The following is a 24,386-nucleotide window of genomic DNA, read 5'->3' as shown; positions in this document are numbered from 1 at the left end:
AACGGTTTCGTACACATCGAGACTAGAGCAGTGCCACCGAAACGGCAAAGTTTCGTTAGGGCTGTGCGCCGGTTCACACCGGACCGCGGCCGGACCGCTCAGGCCAGCTGGCGCCGCACCAGTTCGTGCAGCCGGCCCCCGGTGTCCGCCAGCAGCCGGGCGGGCGGTCCGACCTCGGCGATCCTCCCCTCCTCCATCACGATCACCCGGTCCGCGTCCAGCACCGTCGACAGCCGGTGCGCGATGACGATCCGGGTCGCCTCCAGCGCCTTCGTGCTCTCGATCACCGTCCGCTGGGTCTCGTTGTCCAGCGCGCTCGTCGCCTCGTCGAAGAACAGGATCCGCGGCCTGCGGATCAGCGCCTGCGCGATCATCAGCCGCTGGCGCTGGCCGCCGGAGACCGCGCCGCTGCCCGAGACGATGGTGTGCAGGCCCATCGGCATGCGCCGGATGTCCTCGGCCAGCCCCGCCATCTCGGCGGCGGCCATCGCCTCCTCCGGGGTGTACGGCTCGGTGCCGCAGATGACGTCGAGCACGGACCCGGTGAACGGCTGCGCGTGCTGGAGCACCACCCCGCACTGACGGCGCACGGCCGACGGGTCGAGGGCGGCCAGGTCCTGACCGTCGTACAGGACGCTGCCCGAGACCGGCCGGTCGAAGCCGATCAGCAGCCGCAGCAGGGTCGACTTGCCGCAGCCGCTCGGGCCGACGACCGCCACGAACTCGCCCTCGCGGACGGCGAAGGACACGTCGTCCAGGACCAGGGGCCCGTCGTCGGAGTAGCGGAAGGACAGCCGGCGGGCCTCCACCGCGCCGGTCAGCGGGCCGGGCCGGGTGCTCCCCGCGCGGACCTCCGGGGTCGCCTCCAACACCGGCTTGATCTCCTCGAACAGCGGCAGCGCCGCCACCACCGACACGAACGCGCCGGTGAGCTGGGTGACCGAGGTCAGCAGCATCGTCACCGAGGTGCTGAAGGTCAGGAACGCCGCCGCCGACATCGAACCGCGCGCCGGGCCCGCCAGCAGCATGAACATCAGCAGCGTGCACAACGGCAGGTACACCGCGCCCAGCACCGCGCCGAGGTTCTTGATCCGGCCGACCCTGCGCTGGAGCTCCCGGCTGCGCGCGAACTGCGCCGCCCAGGCCGCGTACGCGTAGTTCTCGGCCGCCGCCACCCGCAGCTTGGGCAGACCGCGCAGGGTCTGGAACGCCTGGTTGTTCAGCTTGTTGCCGAGCACCACCAGCCGCCGCTGCCAGCGCACCTGCCACAGCCCGAGCCCCAGGAACACCAGCGCCACGAGCACCAGCATCCCGATCGCCGCGAGCGCCATCGGCACGCTGAACCACAGCAGCAGGCCCAGGTTCACCGCGCCGACGGTCACCGACTGGGCGACCGCGGGGCCCACCCCGGCCAGCAGCCGGCGGATCGCGCTGATGCCCATGGCCGCACTCGCCAGCTCACCGGTGGAGCGCTCGGTGAAGAACTTCGTCGGCAGCCGCAGCAGCCGGTCCCAGACCGCCGGCTGGAGGGTCGCCTCGATCCGGCCCTCCAGCCGCAGCACGGTGAGGTTCTGCAACAGCAGGAACGCCGCGGCCACCACACCGCCGATCATCACCGCCAGACACATCTGCGCGATCGGGCCGGTCTGCGCCCTCGGCACGAACTCCCCGAGCACCTTGCCCGTCGCGATCGGCACCAGCGCCCCGATCGCGACCGTCACCAAACCGCTGACCAGCAGGTTCGTCAGATCCCCCGCGGTGCCGCCCAGGGTGAACCGGGCCAGCCGCAGCGGGCCGGGCGCACGGTCGGGCAGCGGCCGGTAGAACATCACGGCACGCGGCTCGAACTCCTCGGCGTTGGCCCGCTCCACCGGCGTCTCCCGGCCGGTCGCCGGATGGACGGCGACGTAACCGCCGCGCCGCCACAGCAGCGCCACCGGAGCCCCGGACAGCGCCCGGTGGCCCACCAGCGGACCGACGTTCTCCCGCCACCAGCGCCCCTCCAGCCGGACGGCGCGGGTACGGACCCGGGAGGCGAGGGCCACCCGCTCCACCGGGTCCATCCGGTCGCTCCCGGTCCCGCTCGGCGCGGGCGCCGCGAGGGTGATCCCGGCCGCCTCGGCGACCAGCCGGCAGGCGGCGTGGGTGGCGTCCGCGTCGGCGGCCGTGGTGCGTGGCCCCGGCCGCCTGCCGATCGAGGCCAGCAGGGTCCGGTCCGCCTGGGCGCGGACCGCCTCACCGGCCTTGATGCCCGCCGCGGTCCGGGTCTCGTGGGTGCGCTCCAGCTGCTCGATCCAGCGGTCGAGGGTGCTGAGCAGGCGGTACTGCTGATCCACCATGGACTGCCACAGCGCCGGGTCCATCAGCAGATCGGCGGCGGCCTCCTGCCCGTACAGGGCGCCGTACTGGACGCTGCCGGGCGGCACCCGCATCCACAGCACGTCGTCGTCCGTCAGCTCGGCGGCGGTCTGCTCGTGCGCCGTCGGCGCCTGGAAGAGGATCGACAGGCTGCGGCCGACGCCGAGCGCGAGGGCGTGCTCCAAAGGGCTGCTCGCCGGCGGGACGTGACTCGGGTTGCCGTACGCGTCGTAGGACCAGGTCCGGGTGGGGACCGGCTGGTACAGCTCACGCAGGGCGACGCGGTGCACCACGCAGTCCCGCAGCGGGCGCGCGACCAGGGTGTGCCGCGGTCCCGCGACCGGGCCGAGCAGCAGCGAGCCCGCCTCCAGCCGGCCCAGATGGTGCCAGTGCCCCTGCTGTTCCGCGTCCACCGCGAACAGGTCCAGCGCCCCGGACACCACCAGCCACAGCACCTGCGGCCCTTCGAGGTCGAGGCGGTTGGAGCCTGCGCGGTCGATCCGGGAACCGAGCCCGCCGAGCGCGTTCAGGACCAGGTCGCCCTCGTGCACGGACGTCATCTCACCGCTCCCTGACCAACGCCGCGTACGCGCCGCCGCGCGCGACGAGTTCCTCGTGCCGGCCCCGCTCCACGATCGAGCCGTGCTCCAGTACGACGATCTCGTCGCTGTCGCGCACGGTGCTCAGCCGGTGCGCGATGACCACACAGGCGCAGCCGCGCCGGCGCAGGTTGTCCATGACGACGAGTTCGGTCTCGGCGTCCAGCGCGCTGGTCACCTCGTCGAGGACGAGGATCGACGGCCTGCGCACCAACGCCCGCGCGATCTCCAGGCGTTGCCGCTGGCCCCCGGAGAAGTTGCGGCCGTCCTGCTCGACCCGGCTGTGGATGCCGCCCGGCCGGCGCGCGACCATGTCGTACAGGGCCGCGTCCCGCAGCGCCTCGACCACCGCGTCGTCGGGCACGGAGGGGTCCCACAGCGCCACGTTGTCGCGGACGGTGCCCTCGAACAGGAACACCTCCTGGTCGACGAAGGAGACGGACGCCGCGAGCGCGCCGCGCGGGATGTCCTCCAGCCGCTGCCCGTCGATGCGGATCAGGCCCTCCCACGGTGTGTACAGACCGGAGATCATCCGGGACACGGTGGACTTGCCGCTGCCCGAGCCGCCGACCAGGGCGACCTGCTGCCCCGGCCCGACGGTCAGGTCGAAACCGGTCAACAGGGGCTTGTCCAGGGGGTTGTAGCCGAAGGCGATGTTCTGCAGCTCCACGTGCCCGCGCAGCCGGCGGGTGGAGTCGCCGCCGCCGGGACGGTCGTAGAGCGGGTCCGCCCGGAAGTTCTCCACGTCCTTCAGCCGTGCCACGTCCGCGGCGAAGTCCTGGATCCGGCCCGCGACCCCGTTGAGGCGGGTCAGCGGGGCGCTGAAGCGGGTGACCAGCGCCTGGAAGGCGACCAGCAGACCGACGGACAGATGGCCCTCGACGGCCCGCATCCCGCCGATCCACAGGATCAGCGCGCTGTTCAGCGTGGCCAGCGTCGGCGCGACCACGCCCAGCCACGCGGTCGGCACCCCCAGGCGCTGCTGCTCCTCCAGCGTGGTGGCGTGCTCACCGGCCCACTTGCGGAAGTAGCCGTCCTCGCCGCCGGTGGCCTTCATCGTCTCGATCAACTGCAGGCCGGTGTAGGCGGTGTTGGTCAGCCGGGCGCTGTCCGCGCGCAGCTTCGCGGTGCGGGTGGCGCGCAGCCGGATCACCACCCGCATCGCCACGATGTTCAGCAGGGCCACCCCGATCCCGACGAAGGTGAGCTGCGGGTCGTAGGTGTACAGCAGCAGCGCGTACAGCACGACGACCACCGCGTCGACGCCCGCCGCCGCGAGGTCGCGGGCCAGGGTCTCGGCCACGGCGTCGTTGGACTGCAGGCGCTGGACCAGGTCGGCGGGGCTGCGCTGGGAGAAGAAGGTGACCGGCAGCCGCAGCAGATGCCGCAGGAAGCGGGCGCTGGAGAGCGTGGAGGAGATGAGCCGGCCGTGCAGCAGGTTGGCCTGTTGCAGCCAGGTCAGCACGATCGTGAGCAGCACCGACGCGCCCATCGAGGCGAACAGCACCCCGAGCAGCGAGGTCTGGCCCCCGATCAGGAACATGTCGATGTAGGTACGGCTCAGCGCGGGCACGGCGGCGCCGACCAGCACCAGCAGCAGGCTCGCCAGGACCGCGGCGGGCAGGGTGCCCGAGGTACCGCGCAGCCGGGCGGGCACGGCGCCGAGCACGCCCGGCCTGCGACCGCCCTTGCGGAAGTCCTCGCCGGGCTCCATCACCAGCACCACACCGGTGAAGCTGCCGTCGAACTCCTCCATCGGCACGAAACGGCGGCCCTTGCCGGGGTCGTTGATGTGGACCCCGCGGCGGCCGAAGCGGCGGCCCATGCCGTCGTGGACGACGTAGTGGTTGAACTCCCAGAAGAGCACGGCCGGGGTCCGTACCCCGGCGAGGGCGGCCGTGTCCATCTGCATGCCCTTGGCCGTCAGACCGTAACTGCGGGCCGCTTTCAGGAGGTTGCTGGCGCGCGAGCCGTCCCGCGAGACACCGCACGCGATGCGCAGCTCCTCCAGCGGGACGTGCCGGCCGTAGTGGCCGAGGACCATCGCGAGGGAGGCGGCGCCGCACTCCACGGCCTCCATCTGCAGGACGGTGGGCGTACGGACCGTCTTCGCCGTGCCCGTCGGCACCGGGCGCTTCGGCGGGGCGGCGCGGCGTCGGCCCCGGGTCCGGCGGGCGGCGCTCACGGCAGCAGCCAGTCGACGGGACGCCGGTCGGCCAGCCGGACCGAGGCGTCGGCGAGGGTCATGGAGGTGAGGGCGAAGGGCGGACCGTCGGCGGAGGACCACCGGTAACCGCTCTTCGTGGCAACGGACTTGTCCAGCCTCACCAGCACCGCCACCGGCCTGCCGTCCTTCGTGAACTGCTCGCCGAGCTGCCCGTCACCGAGGAACGCGCCGATGGACCGTGCCGACTGGGCGCCGCGGTCCACCGACTTCACCCGGCCGCGCAGCACGCCGTACTGCGCGGTGGGCACCGACTGGACGGTCAGGTCGACGGCCGCGCCCTCGGGGACGGCCGCCGCGTTCTGGGCCGGCACGTACACCGTCGCGTACAGCGGGTCGGAGGCGTGCGCCACCTTCTCCACGGCGGCGACGTCCGCGCCGGTGGAGATGATCTGGCCGATGGTGGCGGCGAGCGCGGTGACCCGGCCCGCGGCGACGGTACGCACCACCGTCTCGCCCTCGGCCGTACGGACCTTCAGGACGGGGGAGTCGGCGGGCAGCCGCTGCCCCTGCTCGGCGAGGACCGCCGTGACCTGCCCGGCGACCGGGCTCTGCAGGACGTAACTGCCCTGTCCGTGGGTGAGGACGGCGGGCGCGCCGACCGTGGAGGCCACCGATCCGGTGAGCGCCCACACCGAGGCCGCCGCCATGACGACGACCGTCACGGACAGCGTGAGCCAGCCCTGGGGCCGGGCGAACCGCACCGGAAGATCGAGCTCCTCCGGCGACTGGAGCCTGTTGAGGGCCTGTTGGCGGAACTGCAAGGAACGACCCTCACCTGTGCGGGGGAACGGGCACGGCATCCGAGAAGTCCCGGAGCCGGGATCCGGCTCCGGGACTCGACGTCACGGAAAGGCGCGGTCAGAGACCGGCGACCAGGCCGGCGACGGGGGCGGTGTTCAGGCCGGTGACACCCTCGACGGTGCCGACGGCCGTGTTGACCAGGCCGGAGACCGGGACGATGCCGTCCACCAGGCCGGTGACGGTGCCGACGGCGTTCACGGCGAGGCCGCCGGAGACGTTGTCCAGCTCGGCGTCGGAGATCTCGACGGTCTCAACCTGGGGGGTGGAGTTCATGATGGAACATCCCTTCGTATGGATATTTTCACAAGGGGGAGAGCGGCCCCCTCCGTGACAGATGGACGGCCGCGAACCGCGGGCGCCCGGCGCCCGTCTCCGGGGGCCGTGCGGCTCCCGCGGTGCGATGGATCAAAGCACGCCGCGGGCGCGGCCTTCCAATCAAACGCAGCCCTCACCAGGGAAGTTGTGCCGCTGAAGCGGTCGTCGGTGCACATGCGCACACGCCGCGCCGGTGACTTCTTCACATGCCTCACCGCATCGGCCCGCGCCCGCTCTTGCGGCGCACGGGCCGAATCCGACACTCCGCCCCAATGGTGTGACCGGCGGTAGCGGGTTGTGGGGGAGTGCGGTCCGCGGTGACCCGCTCGGGCATGCGGTGTGCAGATTCCCTGAAGCCGGGATTCCGCTACGGATCACGACGGAGCGCGCACGGACCGATGCGGAGCGTGCGCAAAGGGGGTGGGTGTCAGCCGAGGAGGGCGTACACCGTGCTCGCGTGCGCCGCGATCTCGCCCGTACCGCCGTCCGTGACCGTGATGTCGGTGAACGCCATCCGGCGGCCCAGCTTGGTGACCACCGCCTCGATCAGGACATCCGCACCGGACACCGCCCGCTGGAAACTGGTCGACTGCTGAACCGTCGTCATCGGCCCGTACGCCCCCCGCGCCGCCGACACCGCGATCACCGTCGCGGTGTCCGCCGCCGCCATCAGCGCCTGCCCCGACAGCGCGCCGCCCTCCCGCGCCAGCCGCTCCGACCAGGGCAGCCGCAGGATCGCGCGACGGTTGTCCAACCCCTCCACCGTGAGACCCAGTTCGAGGACCCAGGGGGCGAAGTTGTCGGCGAGGATCTTGTCGGCTTCAGCGGTCGTCATCGTCATGGGGGGATTGTTCCCGCCGCCCCTCGCCGGAACGCGGTTCTCGGCCGGATCGGCGTTTCGATCCGCTTGCGAGCAAACGGAATTGAACGCCCCGCGCACCCCGTGCGTACCAGTGACCATCCAGGCGCCCCGAACAGCCGCCGCACGCACGGCGGCACGGTCCCCGTCCCCAGGAGGTCGAGAAGGTTGAGTCACAAGCGAATGCCGAAGCGCAAGGCCGCGATAGCGGCGGGCGGTGTGGCGGCGCTCGGAGCCGCCGCGATCCTGCTGCCCCACGCCAACGCGTCCCAGGACGGCGCCTCGGACGACGCCGCGGCGCCCAGGACCCTGAAGGCGGCGGACGCCTCGGACCTCGCCTCGCAGCTCGCCGGACTGCTCGGCGACGCCTTCGCCGGCTCGTACTACGACGCCGGCAGCCGGCAGCTCGTCGTCAATGTCATCCCCGGCGACAACAACAACGTCATCGTGCAGGCCAAGAAGGCGGGCGCGCAGGTCCGCGAGGTGGAGAACAGCCTGCCCGCGCTCGCCGCGGGAGCCCAGACCCTCAAGTCCGAGGCGACGATCCCCGGCACCGCCTGGGCCGTCGACCCCCGGACCAACAAGATCCTGGTCACCGCCGACAGCACGGTCACGGGCGACCGGTGGGACCAGCTGGAGTCCACCGTCGACAGCCTCGGTTCCGGCATGGCGACCATCAAGAAGTCCCAGGGCACCTTCAAGACGTTCCTCTCCGGCGGCGACGCCATCTTCGCCGGGGGCGCCCGCTGCTCCGCCGGCTTCAACGTCACGGCCGGCGACGGCAGCCCGGCCTTCCTGACGGCGGGTCACTGCGGTGTCGCCGCGGAACAGTGGGCGGACGCCCAGGACGGCGCCCCCATCGCCACCGTCGACCAGGCCACCTTCCCGGGCGAGGGCGACTTCGCACTGGTGAAGTACGACGACCCGGCCACCGAGGCACCGAGTGACGTCAACGTGGGCGGCGGCCAGATCGTCCCGATCAACCAGGCCGCCGAGGCCACGGTCGGCCTCCAGGTCTTCCGGATGGGCAGCACCACGGGCCTGAGCGACGGTCAGGTCCTCGGCCTCGACGCCACCGTCAACTACCCCGAGGGCACGGTCACCGGACTCATCCAGACCAACGTCTGCGCCGAGCCCGGCGACAGCGGCGGCTCGCTGTTCACCCAGGACGGCCAGGCCATCGGCCTGACCTCCGGCGGCAGCGGCGACTGCACCGTGGGCGGCGAGACCTTCTTCCAGCCGGTCACGACCGCGCTGGAGGCGGTCGGCGCGACCCTGGGCGCGGGCGACGCCGCGGGCGGCGAGGACGCGGGCGCGGGCGCGGGCGAGGAGGCCGGCGCCGGTGAAGAGGCCGGCGCGGGCGAGGACGCGGGCGCCGGTGCGGGCGAAGAGGCCGGCGCGGGTGAGGAGGCCGGCGGCGACGACCTCGGCGGCGAGGACGCCGGCGCCGGTCATGACGCCGGTGCGGGCGTCGAGGACGAGGCGGGCGTGGAGGACGAGGCCGCGGCGAACGAGTCGCACTGACCCCGGCTCGTCCCGGCAGACCGGGTGACCGGCCCTTCGGCGGGAGGGCCGGTCACTCCTGCGTGTGGCCGCCCATGCTCCGGTGGGTGCGCCTGCTGTTCCCCCGCGTACGCCCGCTCACCCCCGGGCCGTACGCCCGCTCACCCCTCGGCGAGTCCTCCGCTCACCCCTCCGCGCGCAGCAGCAGCACCGCCACGTCGTCGATCCGCCCCCGCGGCATCGTGCCGGACTCCACGAGACGGTCCGCCAGTTCGTCCAGGGGCAGATGCCCCCACCGCCCCAGCACCTCGCCGAGGTCGGCGACCGCGTCCTCGATGTCGGTGCCCGGTGACTCGATCAGCCCGTCGGTGTACAGGGCGAGCACCGAGCCGGGCGCCAGATCGACCTCCGTCGTCTGGTAGACCGCGGACGCGTCGATGCCCAGCAGCGGCCCCCCGGCCAGGTCGAGCACCCGCACCCTGCCGTCCGGCCGTTTCAGCAGTGGCGGCGGGTGACCCGCCCGGGCCATCACGGCCCGCCCGTGCTCGGGGTCCAGCCGCAGGTACAGACAGCTCGCGAAGAGGTCGGAGCCCAGGTCTATCAGCAGCTGGTTGGTGCTGCCCATCACCTCCCCGGGAGGCTGCCCGACCGTCGTGTACGCGCGCACCGCCGTACGGATCTGGCCCATCAGACCCGCGGCGGTCACGTTGTGGCCCTGCACGTCCCCGATGACCGCGGCCGCCTGACCCCGCGCCGGGACCAGGTCGTAGAAGTCGCCGCCGATCTCCATGCCCTGCGTGGCCGGCAGATAGCGGGCCGCCGCCTCGATGCCGGGCAGCCGCGGCAGCGTGTTCGGCAGCAGCGCGGCCTGCAGACCGTGCGCGAGGTGGTGCTTGGCGTCGTAGAGCAGGGCCCGCTCCAGCGCCTGGGCGACCAGCCCGCCCAGGCTCGTCAGCACCGCCCGTTCGTCCGCGGGGAAGCCGTGCGGCTGGTCGAAGGCCAGCACCAGGGTGCCCACCGGGCGCCCGGAGGCGACCAGCGGCAGATACGCCCAGGCGGCGAAGCCGTCCGGGGTGGCCTCGCGGGCCGGATAGAGGCGCTCCAGCTGCTGCCGGTCCTCGAAGAAGGCGGGCACCCCGGTGGTCAGCACATGGGTGCCCGGCGTCCGCTCGCCCAGCGCCAGCCCGTCGAACCGCTCCACCAGGTGCGGGTCCGGATAACCGCGATGGCCCAGCACCCGCAGCCGGTCCCCGCGCGGGACCAGCACCACCAGCGCCTGGCTGCCGACCGCCGGGGCGATCTCGTCCGCGACCAGCTGCACCACGTCCTGCACGCTCACCGCCTCGGTGAGGGCGCCCGTCAGGTTCAGCACATGGGAGATGGTCACCAGCCGGGACGGCGTGTCCCCCGGTACGGGCCGGCGCGCGCGGTTCATCTCGGCCACGGCCCGCGCCCGGCTGATCCGGACGCTCAGCCCGTTGGTGCTCGGGTACAGCCGGAACGACAGCCAGTCGCCCGGCGGGCGCAGCGCCACGAACGACGTGCTCTGCTGGCTCAGCAGCGCCGCCCGGTAGCGGTCCTCGTAGACGGGGTCGTTGAGCCACGGCACCGACGCCCACAGCTGGGTGCCGAGCAGCTCGCTGACCGGTACGCCGATCAGCTCGGCCGCCGCCGGGTTCGCGAAGGCGATCCGGCCGTGCAGATCGAGCGAGCACATCCCGTACGGCAGCCGCGCCACCATCCGCGCCGACTCCACCGTGCCGAGCGTGCCGGCGGCCCCCGACAGGGCGGGCGCGGCGATCAGGTCGTGCTCGGGCAGCAGCGGGACGCTGTCCTGAAGGGCCCGCGCCAACCGCGCCGCGAGCCGTTCGCAGGCCGCCGTCAGATGGGTGCGCTCCCGCGCCGACAGCTCCGGCGGATGCGAGCCGGGCCAGGTCACGTAGACGGCGCCGTAGGTGGTGGAGTCGGTGGCCACCGGCAGCGCCGCCAGCGCGAACGGGTACGGCAGGACGACGGCGATCCGCGGATACCGGCGGGCCATCTCCTCCTCGCCGCCGATCCACACCAGCCGCCGTTCGCGGGCCGCGTCGGCCACCGGGATCGGCGCGCTCAGCCCCACCCGCTCCCAGGGGGCGGCGAAGGCCCGGGGCAGTCCCGCCATGACCGCCATCTCCAGGACCGGCTCGTTCGCCGCGCGCAGATAGACGGCGCCGGAGTGCGCGTGCACCTCGTCCATCATCGACGCCAGCGCGAGCGACAGCAGCGGGCGGCCGACGCGGGTCCTGCCCGTCGAGGGCGCCTGGGCGGACGGTTGCCCGTCTGACACGCCGACCACCTCCTCGTACGGCCGGGTGACGGCTCCCAGAGGCCAAGTCTCCCCGGCTGCCGCGGCTCGCGCACGGCGAGCGCGCCCCGCACCCCGCCGGGCGCCCGGTGCGCGTGCGGGCCCGCCCGAAACCGGGCCCCTCGTGCGGACGAACCCGCTCGAAGCCCCCGGACGGTGGCGGGCGAGGGGCCCGCTCCACCCGAACTCGACCGAAGGACCGTCGCAAGGGCTGCGCGGATGTCTCATTAGCGCTGTAATGGCGAACGTGGTTGGAGAGGGCGCTGCGGGGCGCAGACCGGGCAGGAGGCGTGCCGAGGACGCCCTGAACACGGTCGCCGCGGACCGGTCCGCGCCTGACCGGATCCGGCGCATTCTCGAACAGGCGCTCGTCTTCGCCCGTGCGGCCCTGGCGGCCGTGTACACGCTCACCGAGGACGGCGAGCTGCTGTGCCTGGTGGAGTGGGCGGGAGCCCCGCGCACCCAGTACGGCCTGCTGGACAGCTACGCAGCCGGCGGCGGCTCCGTCGTCGCCGACATCCACCGCACCGGGCGCCCCGGCTGGCTCGGCCCCAAGGAACTCGCCGACCTGGCGCAGTCCCGGCGGGCCACGGCCGGCGACTTCCATCTGGCGGTACTGCCCGCCCGGGCCGAGGACGGCTCCGGCTGCCTGGTCGCCGTCAGCGAGGACCCCGACGGCTTCGGCGCCGACGACCGCGCCTGTCTGGAACTGATCGCCCGCACCCTCGCCTACCCCGCCCCCGCCCAGCGCGCCGACAGCGGCGAACTGCCCGCCGACGCGTTCAGCCTCGCCATGGACACCGGCCGGGTCGAGGTCGGCGACGACATCCTGAACCTGTTCGGCCTCACCCCGCTGGAGTTCGACGGCAAGGTGGAGACCCTGCTGGGGCTGACCGTGCCCGAGGACCTGCCCTCACTGATGTCGGTCGTCGAGGCCGACCACATGTCCATCGGCGAACGCGAGCTGGAGTTCCGGGTGCTCCAGCCGACCGGGCCGCCCAAGTGGCTCAGGCTGCGCGGACGGCTGCTGCCCGGTGGCGAGGGGCGCCAGGCCCGGCTCGCCGGCACCGTCGCCGACGCCTCCACGGTCCGCTCCGACCTCACCGACGTCTCCCGCGTCCAGCGGCTCGCCGCCGACCTGGCCACCGCCGGCACCGTCCGGGACGTCAGCCAGGCCGTCGTGGCCGCCCTGCGCAAGCCGCTGCGCGCCGACCGCATCGCCCTCGCCGAGCTGGAGAACGAACGGCTCGTCGTCACCGTCCTCGACCCGCCCAACCCGGAGTCGTGGCCCGAGCTGTGGCGCTCGGAGTGGCGCACCGAGTGGCCCGACGCGCCCGTACGGGCCATGCCCACCCTGGCCGCCGCCCTGCGCGAGGGCCGCGCCCAGATCTGGCCCGCCGACGCCCCCCTGGAGCCGGCCCTCGCCGAGGTCGGCCCCGGCGGCCTCGCGGTCCTGCCACTGCCCGCGGGCGGCCGGATGGCGGGCGCCTGCCTGATCGGCTGGGACGCCCCGCACCACTTCGGGCCCGACGAGCGCGCCCTGCTCACCGCCTCCGCCGGCCTGGCCGGCCAGGCCCTGATGCGCGCCCACGCCTTCGACGCCGAGCACGAGCTGGTCGGCATGCTCCAGCGCCAGCTGCTGCCCCGAAGGCTGCCCCGGCTGCCCGGCGCGGTCGCCGTCGCCCGCTATCTGCCGAGCACCGCCGGCCTGGAACTGGGCGGCGACTGGTACGACGTCATCCCGCTGCCCGACAACCACGTCGCCCTCGTCATCGGCGACGTCCAGGGCCACAGCGCGGCCGCCGCGACCGTCATGGGCCAGATGCGCACCGCGCTGCGCGCCTACGCCGCCGAGGGCCACCCGCCCGACGTGGTGGTCAGCCACGCCAACCGGCTGCTGATGGAGCTGGAGACGGACCTCTTCGCCACCTGCGTCTACGTCGACGTCGACCTGGAGGAGGGCACCGGCTGGTGCGTCCGCGCCGGACACCTGCCGCCGGTGCTGCGTCACCCGGACGGCTCAACGGACATCGCCGAGGTGGAGGGCGGCCCCCCGCTCGGCATCCTGACCCAGTCCGAGTTCCCGATGAGCCCGCTGCGGCTCCGCCCGGGCACCGTGCTCGCCCTGACCACCGACGGACTGGTGGAGTCGGTGGAGGAGGACATCGACGTCGGCATGAACCGGCTGGCCCGCGACCTCGCCGACGCCGACCCCGCCCACCTCGGCCTGGTCGCCGACGCCCTCCTGGGCAGCGCCCGCCGCAGCGACGACGTCGCCCTGCTCCTGCTGCGCTACGACGGCATGGAGATGCGCCCCCGCCGGGAGAGCTGGACGGTGTGGCGGGTCCCGGAGGCCGTCGGCCACGCCCGCCGCTTCACCCGGCGCACCCTGCGCTCCTGGGGCCTGACCGGCGACACCGACGCCGTGCTGCTGGTCGTCTCCGAACTCGTCACCAACGCCCTGACCCACACCGAGGGCCCGGTCCGCCTCTACCTCACCCTCGTCAACGGCCGGCTGCGGGTCGCCGTCGCCGACACCTCCCCGCGCAGCCCCGCCAAGCCGACCAGCATCAGCTGGGAGGCCACCGGCGGCCGCGGCATCCTGCTGGTCGAGTCCATGTCGGCGGCCTGGGGGACACTCCCGGTCAGCGGCGGCAAACAGGTCTGGAGCGAGATCCAGCTCGACCACTGAGCCGCCGCGCCCCGGCCCCCGTTCGGCCGCATCGCCCGAACGCGCCCGACATCTGACCATTCGGTGACGCGAAATCGACGCTATGGTGAACCAGATGAAGGCTCTCGTGCTGTCCGGCGGCGCCGGCACACGGCTGCGGCCGATCACTCACACATCGGCCAAACAGCTGGTCCCGGTTGCCAACAAGGCTGTGTTGTTCTACGGGCTCGAATCCATCGCCCAGGCGGGTATCACCGACGTCGGCCTGGTCGTCGGCGACACCGCCGCCGAAATCCAGGAAGCGGTGGGCGACGGCTCGAAGTTCGGACTCCAGATCACCTACATCCCCCAGGAACGCCCGCTGGGCCTCGCCCACGCCGTGCAGATCGCCCGGGACTACCTGGGCGACGACGACTTCGTGATGTACCTCGGCGACAACTTCATCGTCGGCGGCATCCGCGATCTCGTCGAGGAGTTCCGCCGTCACCGTCCCGACGCCCAGATCCTGCTCACCCACGTGCCCGACCCGCGCGCCTTCGGCGTCGCCGAACTCGACGGCGAGGGACAGGTGGTGGGCCTGGAGGAGAAGCCCGAGCACCCCAGGAGCGACCTCGCCCTGGTCGGCGTCTACCTCTTCACCCCCGCCATCCACGACGCGGTGCGCGCCATCGAGCCGTCCTGGCGCGGCGAACTGGAGATCACCCACGCCATCCAGCACCTCATCGACGCCCGCGCCGACGTCCGGTGCACCGTCATCGAGGGCTACTGGAAGGACACCGGGAACGTCGACGACATGCTGGAGGTCAACCGGACGGTCCTGGAGGGCCTCGACCGGCGGATCGACGGCGAGGTCGACGACCTCTCCGAGACCGTCGGCCGGGTGGTCGTCGAGGAGGGCGCCCGGATCGTCAACTCCCGCATCGTCGGCCCCGCCGTGATCGGCGCCGGGACCGTCGTCGACAACTCCTACGTCGGCCCGTTCACCTCGGTCGCCGAGAACTGCCGCATCACCGACAGCGAGGTGGAGTTCTCCATCGTGCTGCGGGACTCCTCCATCGCCGGCGTGGGCCGCATCGAGTCCTCCCTGATCGGCCGGCACGCCGAGGTGACTCCGGCGCAGCACGTCCCCAGCGCCCATCGACTCGTCCTCGGCGACCACAGCAAGGTGCAGATCCATCCATGAACCTCCTCGTCACCGGCGCCGCCGGATTCATCGGTTCCCGCTACGTCCGCACCCTGCTGGCCTCCGACGCGCCCGACGCGCCGCTGATCACCGTGCTCGACAAGCTGACCTACGCGGGCAGCCTGGACAACCTCCCCCTGGACCACCCCCGGCTGGAGTTCGTACAGGGCGACATCAGGGACGCCGAGCTCGTCGGCAAACTCACCGGCCAGGCCGACCAGGTGGTGCACTTCGCCGCCGAGTCCCATGTGGACCGGTCGATCTCCGGTGCCGCCGACTTCGTCCTGACCAACGTCGTCGGCACCCAGACCCTGCTGGAGGGCGCCCTGCGGGGCGGGGTGTCGACGTTCGTGCACATCTCCACCGACGAGGTGTACGGCTCGGTGGCCACCGGCTCCTCCACGGAGGGGGACCTGCTGCTGCCCAGCTCCCCGTACTCCGCCTCCAAGGCCTCCTCCGACCTGCTCGCCCTGGCCTACCACCGCACCCACGGCCTGGACGTCCGGGTCACCCGCTGCTCCAACAACTACGGCCCGCGCCAGTTCCCCGAGAAGGTCATCCCGCTCTTCGTCACCAACCTCCTCGACGGCGAACAGGTCCCGCTGTACGGCGAGGGCCTCAACGTCCGCGACTGGCTGCACGTCGACGACCACGTCCAGGGCGTCGAACTCGTCCGCACCCAGGGCCGGCCCGGCGAGGTCTACAACATCGGCGGCGGCACCGAACTGAGCAACAGGGAACTCACCGGCCTGCTGCTGGAGGCCTGCGGGGCCGGCTGGGACCGGGTGACACCGGTCGCCGACCGCAAGGGCCACGACCTGCGCTACTCCGTCGACTGGAGCAAGGCCCGCACCGAACTCGGCTACGCCCCCCGGCACGACTTCCGCACCGGACTGGCCGCCACCGTCGACTGGTACCGCGAGCACCGCGCCTGGTGGGAGCCGCTGAAGCGGCGCGTACGGGAGGAGCGGGGATGAGGTGGCTGGTCACCGGCGCGGGCGGCATGCTCGGCCACGACGTCCTCACCGAACTCCGCGCGCGCGGCGAGCCGGTGACCGGGGCCGGCCACGACACCCTGGACATCACCGAACAGGGCTCCGTGGAGCGGGCGTTCACCGAACACCGGCCGGACGTCGTCGTCAACTGCGCCGCCTGGACGGCCGTCGACGACGCCGAACAGGACGAGGCCGCCGCCCTGCGCGTCAACGGCGACGGCCCGCGCCTGCTGGCCCGCGCCTGCGCCGCCCACGGCGCCCGGCTGATCCAGATCTCCACCGACTACGTCTTCTCCGGCCAATCCCGCACCACGCCGTACCCCGAGGACCATCCGCCCGCCCCGCGCACCGCCTACGGCCGTACCAAGCTCGCCGGGGAACTCGCCGTGCGCGAGGAACTCCCCGACGCCTCGGTCGTGTTGCGCACCGCCTGGCTCTACGGCGTCCACGGCCGCAACTTCGTCCGCACCATGATCGGCCTGGAGGCGGACCGCCCCACCGTCGACGTCGTCGCCGACCAGCGCGGACAGCCGACCTGGAGCGCCGACGTCGCCGCCCTCGTCGCCGACCTCGGCCCCCGAGACGGCGTCAACGGCGTCTTCCACGCCACCAGTTCGGGCGAGACCACCTGGTACGGACTGGCCCGGGAGGTGTTCGGGCTGCTCGGCGCGGACCCCGACCGGGTGCGCCCCACCGACAGCGCGGCCCACCCCCGGCCCGCGCCCCGCCCCGAGTACAGCGCCCTCGCGCACGGACGCTGGCAGTCGATCGGCCGGCCGCCGCCGCGCGACTGGCGCACCGCCCTGCACGAGGCACTTCCCCGCATCCGCAAGGAGTCCCCTTCGTGAAACGCCATGAGTTCCTCCGGGAACTGCACAAGGTCAGCGCCAACCGCAACTACCTGGAGATCGGTGTCAACGACGGCCGCAGCCTGAAGCTGTCCCGGGTGCCCAGCATCGCCGTCGACCCCGCCTTCAAGGTGGTCTCGGAGATCCGCTGCGACGTCCACCTGGTGAAGGCCACCAGCGACGACTTCTTCGCCCGCGACAACCCCCTCGCCCACCTCAAGGGCGGCCGCCATCCGGTCCGCAACCTGCGCCGCGGCCGCAGCCCGGTCGGGCACTGGCGGCGCACCACCCTGGACCTGTCCTTCATCGACGGCATGCACCTGTTCGAGTACGCCCTGCGGGACTTCATCAACGTCGAGCGGCACTCCGACTGGGCCAGTGTGATCGTCTTCGACGACATGCTCCCGCGCAACGTCGACGAGGCCGCCCGGGACCGTCACACCGGCGCCTGGACCGGCGACGTCTACAAGCTCGTCGAGATCCTCACCCGGTTCCGCCCCGACCTGGTCACCCTCCTCGTCGACACCCAGCCCACCGGACAGCTCGTCGTGTTCGGCGCCGACCCCGACAACACCGTCCTCAGCGACCGCTACGACGAGATCATCGCCGAGTACGAGGTGCCCGACCCGCAGAAGGTGCCCGAGTCGATCCTGGAGCGGACCGGCGCGGTGCGCCCCGACGAACTGCTCCAGGCCCGGTTCTGGCGCCCGCTGGCCCGGGCCCGCAACCTCGGTCTGCGCCGCTCCCGCGGTTGGGACGCGCTGCACCGGGCCCTTGAGGAACTCACCGTCAACTGAGTCCCCCTGGCCGCCCGTTCCGGGGCCCGTTCAGCGGGCGCGCAGTTCCCGGAGGCGGGCGGCACAGTCCTCGTAGGACGGCAGGAGCCCGGTGCGCAGCGCCTCGGACAGGGACGGCGCCTCGGCGTCCTTCGGGGACAGCACCGGCTCCAGCCCGGCGGGCCAGGGCAGGTCCAGGTCCGGGTCGAGCGGGTTCACCCCGTGCTCCCGATCCGGCGCGTAGCCCGTGGAGCACAGGTAGACCACGGTGGCGTCGTCGCTGAGCGCCATGAAGGCGTGGCCGAGGCCCTCGGAGAGGAACACCGCGTGCCGGGTGTCCTCGTCCAGGCGGACCGCCTCCCACTGCCCGAACGCGGGGGAGCCGGTCCGCAGGTCCACCACGACGTCCAGGACCGCGCCGCGCACACAGGTGACGTACTTGGCCTGGCCGGGCGGTACGTCGGAGAAGTGCACCCCGCGCACCACGCCCCGCCGGGAGACGGAGCAGTTGGCCTGCGCGAGCGTCAGGTCGTGGCCGGTGGCCTCGCGGAACTCCTCGCCCCGGTACCACTCGTGGAAACTGCCCCGGTCGTCCGGGAACACCTTGGGCTCCAGAATCCAGGCACCCTCGATCCCCAGTGAGCGCACTCCATCACCTCCGTGCGGCCCCGAACAGGGCCCTCGCCTTGCGTACCAGCCTGCGCAGCGGCCCCGGCCGGGGCGTGCGCCGGGCCCGGACCCCCTGCGCCCCGGAGTGCAGCGCGAACGGCAGCGCCAGCACCCGCGGCCGAGGGCTGTCCGGAACCGGAGCAAGGGCCACCCGCCAGATCGTGCCGCCCATCGAGGCGACCGGCAGCGCCGCCGAGAGCAGTGAACCGGGGCCGTCCGGCGCGGGGGCGAGCGTGCCGCGGACCTCCAGCACCCTGCCCTTCGCGGTCAGCCGCAGCGAGACGCCCGTCTCGCCGGGCACGTGCAGCGGCACCGGGACGGACAGCAGACCGCCCGTCACGGTGACACCCTCCGGGGTGAGCCGGCCGAGCCCGAGACTGCGGCTGGCGCGGTCGACGTCGAGGGCGAGGGAGGTGTGCCGGGCGGTCCAGTACGGCAGCACCACATGCCCGGCGGTGACGGCGGCGGGCGCCGTCGGCCGTTCCGCGCCCCGGGCCGGGGCCAGTCTGCACTCCTTGGTCCAGCCGCCCAGCCGGACCCGGACCACGGCGTCCCACAGCCCGCCGGTCAGGGCCGCGCCCCCGGCGGCCTCCGCCGGGTCGACGGCGGCCGTCGCCCGCAGCACCAGCCGGAAGCGGCTGGGGTCCTCGGTCGGCACGGTCTCCCGGGTGAACTGCACCGGCTGGAAGTACTGGGCGGCGCTGGAACGCCGGCGCAGCAGCAGGTCGGCGGCCGCCGTGCCGAACCGGGAGAGGGTGTCGGCGCTCACCCGGGCAATGGCCTCGGTGACGTTCTCAGGTGCGGTCCGCAGTGGCTCTCCGCCGCCCGCCGCGGCGAACGTCAGCGGCGCGCCGCCCGAGTGGTACTCGGCCGCGAAGGAGACCCGCAGTGCGCCGTCCACCCAGTGCAGTCCCTCGGGCACCGCCTTGAGGACGATGCCGGCCTCCCATTCGGCGAACGCCTCGACCGCGTCCAGCCGGTCGGCGGCGATCAGCTCGGCCACGACCTGCTGGGTCGGCGGGAGGCCCTCCGCCACACCGGGCCCGAACCGTTCGACGACGACCGAGTGGATCTCGCGGAACAGCTCCTTGCGGTAGTCGGCCGGCAGGCCCAACAGCCGCTTGCCGCGCATCCGTTCGACCATCTCGACCCGCAGCCACCGCCGGAACAGCCGGTCGCGCAGCGGCCCCGGCTCGGTGTACCGCTCGACGACGTCGAGCGCCTCGCGCAGGTTCTTGAAGTAGCCGACCGGGTCGAAGCGCTGGAAGCCCGCGTTGGACGCGTCCTCCCGGCGTACGTGGTAGTAGCAGACGTAGTCGCTGAGCACCGAGACGTTCCCCGCGCGCAGGTACGCCTCGGTGACGAAGACGTGGTCCTCCAGGCGCCGGCGCCCCTCGGGGAAGCGCAGCCCGATGCGGTCGAGGAAGGCGCGGCGGAACATCTTGTGCGGGGTGAGGCTGTCGATCAGCGGCGCGTTCTCCACGGTGGCCCGCGGATGGTTGTCGCGGAACAGCTCCACCGGCACCCCGCGGCCCTGGCCGGCCATCTTGCCCACGACCACGTCGGCGTCGTTGGCGACGGCGTAGTCGTACATCCGCTCCAGGGCCTCGTCGCCGAGATGGTCGTCGTTGTCCACGAACATCACGTACTCGCCGCGGGAGGCCTCGACGCCGACGTTGCGGGGCTTGCCGGACCAGCCGGAGTTCTCCTGGTGCAGCACCGTGATCCGCGGGTGCTCCGCGGCCAGCTCGTCGAGCCGGCCGGGGGTGTCGTCGGTGGAACCGTCGTCGACGAAGATCACTTCGTAGCTGTCCGGGGGCAGGGACTGCCGCAGCAGGGAGGAGACGCACTCCTCGATGTAGGCCCCCGGGTTGTAGACGGGAACGATGACGCTGACCTTGACCGGCATCGCGCTCGAAGTCCCCTCGGGTCGTCGACTGCCTTGCTGGGTGCGGCACGGTACGCCTGGCCCGATGCTAACCCGCTCCCGGGCCCGTGCCACCTCGGCCCGCCCGGCGCCCGTAGCCTGTCGGGGTGCGACTGCTGCTGATGTCCGACACCCATCTGCCCAAGCGCGCCCGCGCACTCCCCGGCCCGCTGCTCGCCGAACTCCCGCGCGCCGACGTGGTGTTCCACGCCGGTGACTGGGTCGACACCGCCACCCTGGACCTGCTGCAACGCGAGAGCCGCCGCCTGGTCGCCGTGTACGGCAACAACGACGGCCCCGAGCTGCGGGCCCGGCTCCCCGAGGTGGCCCTCGCGGACCTCGGCGGTGTGCGGTTCGGCGTGGTCCACGAGACCGGCCCGGCCCAGGGCCGCGAGGCGCGCTGCGCCGCCCGCTTCCCCGGGCTGGACGTCCTGGTCTTCGGCCACAGCCACATCCCCTGGGACACCACGGCGGCCACCGGACTGCGGCTGCTCAACCCCGGGTCCCCGACGGACCGCCGCCGTCAGCCGTACTGCACCTACCTCACCGCCTCGGTCGCCGACGGCCGCCTCGACGACGTGGAACTGCACCGGCTGCCGCCCCGCTGACGGTCCGTCGGGGTGCGGCCGTTCGGGTGAGATCGCGCGAGCGGGCACCCCGGGCGGGTCGCCGGGGGTCCGGTGCGGTGTTCAGTGCGCGGGGTGGATCGCGCCCCGGGTCCCGGTGAGCGGGGCGCCGCTGCCGCCCCAGCGCAGGGCCACGATCTCGGCGGCCACCGACACGGCGACCTCCTCGGGCGTACGGGCGCCCAGGTCGAGGCCGACCGGGGAACGCAGCCGGGCCAGCTCGGCACCGGTGAGCCCGGCCGCGGCCAGCCGCCGCATCCGGTCCTCGTGCGTACGGCGGCTGCCCATCGCCCCGATGTACGCGGCGGGCCTGCGCAGCGCCTCCGTGAGCAGCGGCACGTCGAACTTCGGGTCGTGGGTGAGCACGCAGATCACCGTGGATCCGTCGGTCCCGGTGCCGCTCAGATAGCGGTGCGGCCAGTCCACGACCACCTCCACGCCCTCGGGGAAGCGGCGGGGCGTGGCGAACACCGGGCGGGCGTCGCACACGGTGACCCGGTAGCCGAGGAAGTCCCCGATCCGGGCGACGGCGGCCGCGTAGTCGATGGCGCCGAAGACCAGCATCCGCGGCGGCGGCGCGAAGGAGTGCAGGAAGACGGCGACGGCGTCCTCGCGGCGTTCGCCGTGCGGCCCGTAGTGGCGCAGGGCGGTGGCGCCGAGGGCCAGCTCACCGCGGGCGTCGGCGGTGACCGCCGCGTCCAGGCCCGGCGAGCCGAGCGTGCCGAGGACCCGGTCGGGCCAGACCGCGAGGGCCGCCCCGCGCGGCGCGGGCCCGTCGGTCACCGTGGCGACGGTGACGGGTTCACGGGCCGCGACGGACTCCGCGACGGCGCCGAAGCAGGGGTCGGTGGCGGGCGTCACCGCACGCACCAGCAGGGTGATCTCGCCGCCGCAGGTGAGGCCCACCGCGAAGGCGTCCTCGTCGCTGTAGCCGAAGGTCTCCAGGCGCGCCTCGCCGCTCGCCACCACCTCCCGCGCCAGCTCGTAGACGGCCCCCTCGACACACCCGCCCGACACACTCCCCACGACCTCGCCGTCCGGCCCCACGGCCATCGCGGCCCCCGCCCCACGCGGCGCACTCCGACTCGTCCCCACAACCGTGGCAAGCCCGAACCCCACCCCGGCCCGGTACCAGCCCCCCAACACCGGCAACACCTCACGCATCCCCGCTCCTCTCCCAGACCCCCCACCCCCACAATCCCACCCCCCACCCCACCCCGCCGCCCACAAACCCCCCTTCCCCAGCCGCAGCCACTCGTCCCTCCGCACCCGCCTTGCCCAGCCGCGAGCACTCGTCCGCCCGCCCACTCACCCAGCCGCGGGCAGTCGTGCCGCTGGGGCGGCACGGGTGGGCGCGGCGGCACCCCCGCGGCGCCGGGCTGCGCCCCCCACCCCGCCGGCCACAGGCCCTCGGGCCGCCCCACCCACCCCTTGCCTTGCTGAGCGCAGTGGTGCCTCCGCCCGCCCACTCACCCAGCCGCGGGCAGTCGTGCCTTCGCCCGCCCACTTCCCCAGCTGCGGGCAGTCGTGCCGCTGGGGCGGCACGGGTGGGCGCGGCGGCACCCCGACGGCGCCGGGCTGCGCCCCCACCCCGCACCGACACCCCGCACCGACCGCAACCCGCTGAACCTGACACGCCGGACGAGCAGTCCAACTGACGGACGGTCAACTTACTTGCGAGTCAGGCATGTTGACGGCAGGCCAAGCTCGCCGGAATGTAGTGGACATGTCGACTACACGCCCGCGTGTGCTCGTTGTGCTGGTCCTCCTCCTCGGATGCCTGACGGCCGCCACCCCTCACCCGGCCGCCGCCACCCCCACCCTCCCCGACTCCCTGTGGTTCGACGAAACCCCCCTGACCGTGCAGAACGGCCGCTTCACCGACGAACACGGCCGCGAGATCGTCCTCCGCGGCTACAACGTCTCCGGCGAGACCAAACTCGCCGAGAACCGCGGCCTCCCCTTCGCCTCCGTCGCGGACGCCCGCAAGTCCGCCGCCGCCCTACGCACCCTCGGCGGCGGCAACACGATCCGCTTCCTGCTCTCCTGGGCCTACGCCGAACCGGTACGCGGCCAGGTGGACACCGCCTACCTGTCCGCCGCCACCGCCCAGATCGGCGCCTTCCTGGACGCGGGCATCCGTGTCTACCCCGACTTCCACCAGGACCTCTACTCCCGCCACCTCTTCGACGCCGACAGCTGGTACACCGGCGACGGCGCCCCGAAGTGGGCGGTCGACCTCGGCGACTACCCGGACGAATACTGCGGGATCTGCCCGTTCTGGGGTCAGAACATCACCTCGAACGCGGCCGTGACCGAGGCGACGTACGACTTCTGGCACAACACCCACGGGCTCCAGGACTCCTTCCTCGACACGGCCCAGAAGGTGATGGCGCACCTCAGACAGAACCTCGGCGCCGCCCGCTTCGCCGGCGTCGTCGGCTTCGACCCCTACAACGAACCGCACCCGGGCGTCCTCGACTCCGGGCAGACCAGCCGCAGTTGGGAGCGGGACGTGCTGTGGCCGTTCTACGAGCGGTTCCGGGCGCGGATGGACGCGGCCGGCTGGCAGGACAAGCCCGCCTTCGTCGAGCCGAACCTCTTCTGGAACGCCAACCTCGACTTCCAGCGCCAGGAGGGCGGCCTGCTGGACGCCGGCCGGATCGGCCCGCGCTATGTGTTCAACACCCACTTCTACGACCAGAAGGCCATCTCCGGGATCTTCATGTGGGGCAAGGCGCAGGACGGGCAGTACGCGGGTGACTTCGGCACGGTCCGGGACCGGGCGGCGGCAGCCAACACCGCGGGGATCGTCAGCGAGTTCGGGCACCCGCTGGCCGGAACGGTCGCGGACAAGGCGCCGACCGTACTGAAGGCGATGTACCAGGCCCTCGACTCCCGTGTGAAGGGCGCGAGTTGGTGGTCGGACCCGGCGGCGTCCGGCCCCGTCCTGTCCGGCAGCCAGTGGCAGTGGGACATCTACCACGGCCGCCATCACGAGCTGATGAACGGCAACCCCGACAAGGTGCTCACCGCCGGGGACGCCTGGAACGACGAGGACCTCTCGGCCGTACGGCTCGACGACTCGGGCACACCGGTGCTGCGCCAGGACGCCCGCCTGCTGGACCGCCTCTACCCGAGCGCCACCTCCGGCACGACCGTCGCCTTCACCTACGAGGACCGCTCCCGGGACGGCTCCACCACCCTGACCTGGAACCCGGTGCCCGGCTCGCTGCCCCAGGTGGCCCGGCTGGTCGGCACGGGCCAGTACGGGCTGCTGATGTGGCGTTCCGGCAGCGGCTCGGCGCCGACCGAACTCCACCTCCCGGCGTCCTTCCCGACCGGCTCCACCACCGTCGTCTCCGACCTCGGCACGGTGCACGCCCCGCCGGCGTACACCTCGGCGACCCCCGTCGCCGTCGCCCCCGAACCCGGCGGCACCGGCAGCCGCCGGCTGCTGCTCACCGACACCGACTCCGGTGTGCCGCACTTCGCGCTGGTGACCAACGGCGCCTCGGCGCCCTCGGCGGAACTGCTGGCCGCGGCCCGGGCCGAACTCGCGGCCTGGGCCGCGGGGCGGTGACGCAGGCCGGTGGGGCGCCCCGCCCGGGGGGGGGGGGGCCCGGGGGGGGGGCGGGCGGCGCCCCGCGGGCGGGGGCGTGTGGGCACCCCCGCGGGGCGGGGA

17 protein-coding genes are annotated in these 24,386 nt (G+C 73.3%); 8 read left to right on the top strand and 9 right to left on the bottom strand.

Annotation, left to right across the window (positions count from 1 at the left end; all coding sequences use genetic code 11):
* Positions 1-98: 98 nt before the first annotated feature.
* The 5 genes from ABT296_RS25880 to ABT296_RS25860 all read right to left on the bottom strand — a co-directional run bounded on the left by ABT296_RS25880 (position 99) and on the right by ABT296_RS25860 (position 7,141).
* Positions 99-2,918 (bottom strand): NHLP bacteriocin export ABC transporter permease/ATPase subunit, encoded by a 2,820-nt coding sequence (locus ABT296_RS25880; protein WP_351931025.1) that lies wholly within the window; start codon positions 2,916-2,918, stop codon positions 99-101.
* A 1-nt stretch (position 2,919) separates the two neighbouring features.
* Positions 2,920-5,142: an NHLP family bacteriocin export ABC transporter peptidase/permease/ATPase subunit gene (locus ABT296_RS25875; protein WP_351931024.1), complete on the bottom strand. Its 2,223-nt coding sequence runs from the start codon at positions 5,140-5,142 to the stop codon at positions 2,920-2,922.
* Positions 5,139-5,945, bottom strand: coding sequence for an HlyD family efflux transporter periplasmic adaptor subunit (locus tag ABT296_RS25870; protein WP_351931023.1), 807 nt, complete (start codon positions 5,943-5,945; stop codon positions 5,139-5,141). The genes ABT296_RS25875 and ABT296_RS25870 overlap by 4 nt, the downstream gene beginning before the upstream one ends.
* 97 nt (positions 5,946-6,042) lie before the next feature.
* A complete protein-coding gene (locus ABT296_RS25865; protein ID WP_351931022.1) occupies positions 6,043-6,258 on the bottom strand; it encodes a type A2 lantipeptide in 216 nt (71 codons plus the stop codon).
* A 469-nt stretch (positions 6,259-6,727) separates the two neighbouring features.
* Positions 6,728-7,141, bottom strand: coding sequence for a PaaI family thioesterase (locus tag ABT296_RS25860; RefSeq protein ID WP_351931021.1), 414 nt, complete (start codon positions 7,139-7,141; stop codon positions 6,728-6,730).
* Positions 7,142-7,327: 186 nt separating this feature from the next.
* Between ABT296_RS25860 and ABT296_RS25855 the strand changes: the two genes are divergently transcribed.
* Positions 7,328-8,683: a S1 family peptidase gene (locus tag ABT296_RS25855; protein WP_351931020.1), complete on the top strand. Its 1,356-nt coding sequence runs from the start codon at positions 7,328-7,330 to the stop codon at positions 8,681-8,683.
* A gap of 163 nt (positions 8,684-8,846) precedes the next feature.
* Here the strand turns inward: ABT296_RS25855 and ABT296_RS25850 are convergent, their stop codons facing one another.
* Entirely contained in the window at positions 8,847-10,997 is a 2,151-nt protein-coding gene (locus ABT296_RS25850) for a SpoIIE family protein phosphatase (RefSeq protein WP_502977321.1), read from the bottom strand.
* A gap of 247 nt (positions 10,998-11,244) precedes the next feature.
* Between ABT296_RS25850 and ABT296_RS25845 the strand changes: the two genes are divergently transcribed.
* The 5 genes from ABT296_RS25845 (at position 11,245) to ABT296_RS25825 (ending at position 17,500) form a co-directional block, all read left to right on the top strand.
* Positions 11,245-13,698 (top strand): SpoIIE family protein phosphatase, encoded by a 2,454-nt coding sequence (locus ABT296_RS25845; RefSeq protein ID WP_351931018.1) that lies wholly within the window; start codon positions 11,245-11,247, stop codon positions 13,696-13,698.
* Between the two features lie 94 nt (positions 13,699-13,792).
* Positions 13,793-14,860 (top strand): glucose-1-phosphate thymidylyltransferase, encoded by a 1,068-nt coding sequence (locus tag ABT296_RS25840; RefSeq protein ID WP_351931017.1) that lies wholly within the window; start codon positions 13,793-13,795, stop codon positions 14,858-14,860.
* Positions 14,857-15,837, top strand: a complete 981-nt coding sequence (rfbB, locus tag ABT296_RS25835) for a dTDP-glucose 4,6-dehydratase (RefSeq protein ID WP_351931016.1) — start codon at positions 14,857-14,859, stop codon at positions 15,835-15,837. The genes ABT296_RS25840 and rfbB overlap by 4 nt, the downstream gene beginning before the upstream one ends.
* Positions 15,834-16,703: a dTDP-4-dehydrorhamnose reductase gene (gene rfbD, locus ABT296_RS25830; RefSeq protein ID WP_351931015.1), complete on the top strand. Its 870-nt coding sequence runs from the start codon at positions 15,834-15,836 to the stop codon at positions 16,701-16,703. Before rfbB ends, rfbD begins: the two co-directional genes overlap by 4 nt.
* The gene (locus ABT296_RS25825) at positions 16,700-17,500 is read left to right on the top strand and encodes a class I SAM-dependent methyltransferase (RefSeq protein ID WP_351931014.1); all 801 of its coding nucleotides are present in this window, start codon (positions 16,700-16,702) and stop codon (positions 17,498-17,500) included. Before rfbD ends, ABT296_RS25825 begins: the two co-directional genes overlap by 4 nt.
* A 30-nt stretch (positions 17,501-17,530) precedes the next feature.
* Here ABT296_RS25825 and rfbC read toward each other — a convergent pair whose 3' ends face one another.
* Positions 17,531-18,127 (bottom strand): dTDP-4-dehydrorhamnose 3,5-epimerase, encoded by a 597-nt coding sequence (rfbC, locus tag ABT296_RS25820; protein ID WP_351931013.1) that lies wholly within the window; start codon positions 18,125-18,127, stop codon positions 17,531-17,533.
* Positions 18,128-18,131: 4 nt separating this feature from the next.
* Complete coding sequence (locus ABT296_RS25815) at positions 18,132-20,057, bottom strand: glycosyltransferase family 2 protein (protein WP_351931012.1); 1,926 nt, start codon at positions 20,055-20,057, stop codon at positions 18,132-18,134.
* Between the two features lie 125 nt (positions 20,058-20,182).
* On the opposite strand from ABT296_RS25815, the gene ABT296_RS25810 reads away from it, so the two are divergent.
* Positions 20,183-20,683: a metallophosphoesterase family protein gene (locus ABT296_RS25810; RefSeq protein ID WP_351931011.1), complete on the top strand. Its 501-nt coding sequence runs from the start codon at positions 20,183-20,185 to the stop codon at positions 20,681-20,683.
* Between the two features lie 81 nt (positions 20,684-20,764).
* On the opposite strand, the gene ABT296_RS25805 is transcribed toward ABT296_RS25810, so the two are convergent.
* Positions 20,765-21,865: an XdhC family protein gene (locus tag ABT296_RS25805; RefSeq protein WP_351931010.1), complete on the bottom strand. Its 1,101-nt coding sequence runs from the start codon at positions 21,863-21,865 to the stop codon at positions 20,765-20,767.
* Positions 21,866-22,427: 562 nt separating this feature from the next.
* Here ABT296_RS25805 and ABT296_RS25800 point away from each other — a divergent pair.
* The gene (locus tag ABT296_RS25800) at positions 22,428-24,284 is read left to right on the top strand and encodes a cellulase family glycosylhydrolase (RefSeq protein WP_351931009.1); all 1,857 of its coding nucleotides are present in this window, start codon (positions 22,428-22,430) and stop codon (positions 24,282-24,284) included.
* Positions 24,285-24,386: the final 102 nt, after the last annotated feature.

The organism is Streptomyces sp. NPDC000983 (assembly GCF_040299205.1).
In the GTDB taxonomy this organism is placed as follows: domain Bacteria; phylum Actinomycetota; class Actinomycetes; order Streptomycetales; family Streptomycetaceae; genus Streptomyces.
This window is presented reverse-complemented; position numbering and strand designations above follow the sequence as displayed.

Bases quoted from the DNA above. Each gene is read 5' to 3' on its own strand.
- ABT296_RS25880 (WP_351931025.1), bottom strand. From the start codon at position 2,918: ATGACGTCCGTGCACGAGGGCGACCTGGTCCTGAACGCGCTCGGCGGG.
- ABT296_RS25865 (WP_351931022.1), bottom strand. From the start codon at position 6,258: ATGAACTCCACCCCCCAGGTTGAGACCGTCGAGATCTCCGACGCCGAG.
- ABT296_RS25860 (WP_351931021.1), bottom strand. From the start codon at position 7,141: ATGACGATGACGACCGCTGAAGCCGACAAGATCCTCGCCGACAACTTC.
- ABT296_RS25845 (WP_351931018.1), top strand. From the start codon at position 11,245: ATGGCGAACGTGGTTGGAGAGGGCGCTGCGGGGCGCAGACCGGGCAGG.
- ABT296_RS25840 (WP_351931017.1), top strand. From the start codon at position 13,793: ATGAAGGCTCTCGTGCTGTCCGGCGGCGCCGGCACACGGCTGCGGCCG.
- rfbB (WP_351931016.1), top strand. From the start codon at position 14,857: ATGAACCTCCTCGTCACCGGCGCCGCCGGATTCATCGGTTCCCGCTAC.
- rfbD (WP_351931015.1), top strand. From the start codon at position 15,834: ATGAGGTGGCTGGTCACCGGCGCGGGCGGCATGCTCGGCCACGACGTC.
- ABT296_RS25815 (WP_351931012.1), bottom strand. From the start codon at position 20,057: ATGCCGGTCAAGGTCAGCGTCATCGTTCCCGTCTACAACCCGGGGGCC.
- ABT296_RS25805 (WP_351931010.1), bottom strand. From the start codon at position 21,865: ATGCGTGAGGTGTTGCCGGTGTTGGGGGGCTGGTACCGGGCCGGGGTG.
- ABT296_RS25800 (WP_351931009.1), top strand. From the start codon at position 22,428: ATGTCGACTACACGCCCGCGTGTGCTCGTTGTGCTGGTCCTCCTCCTC.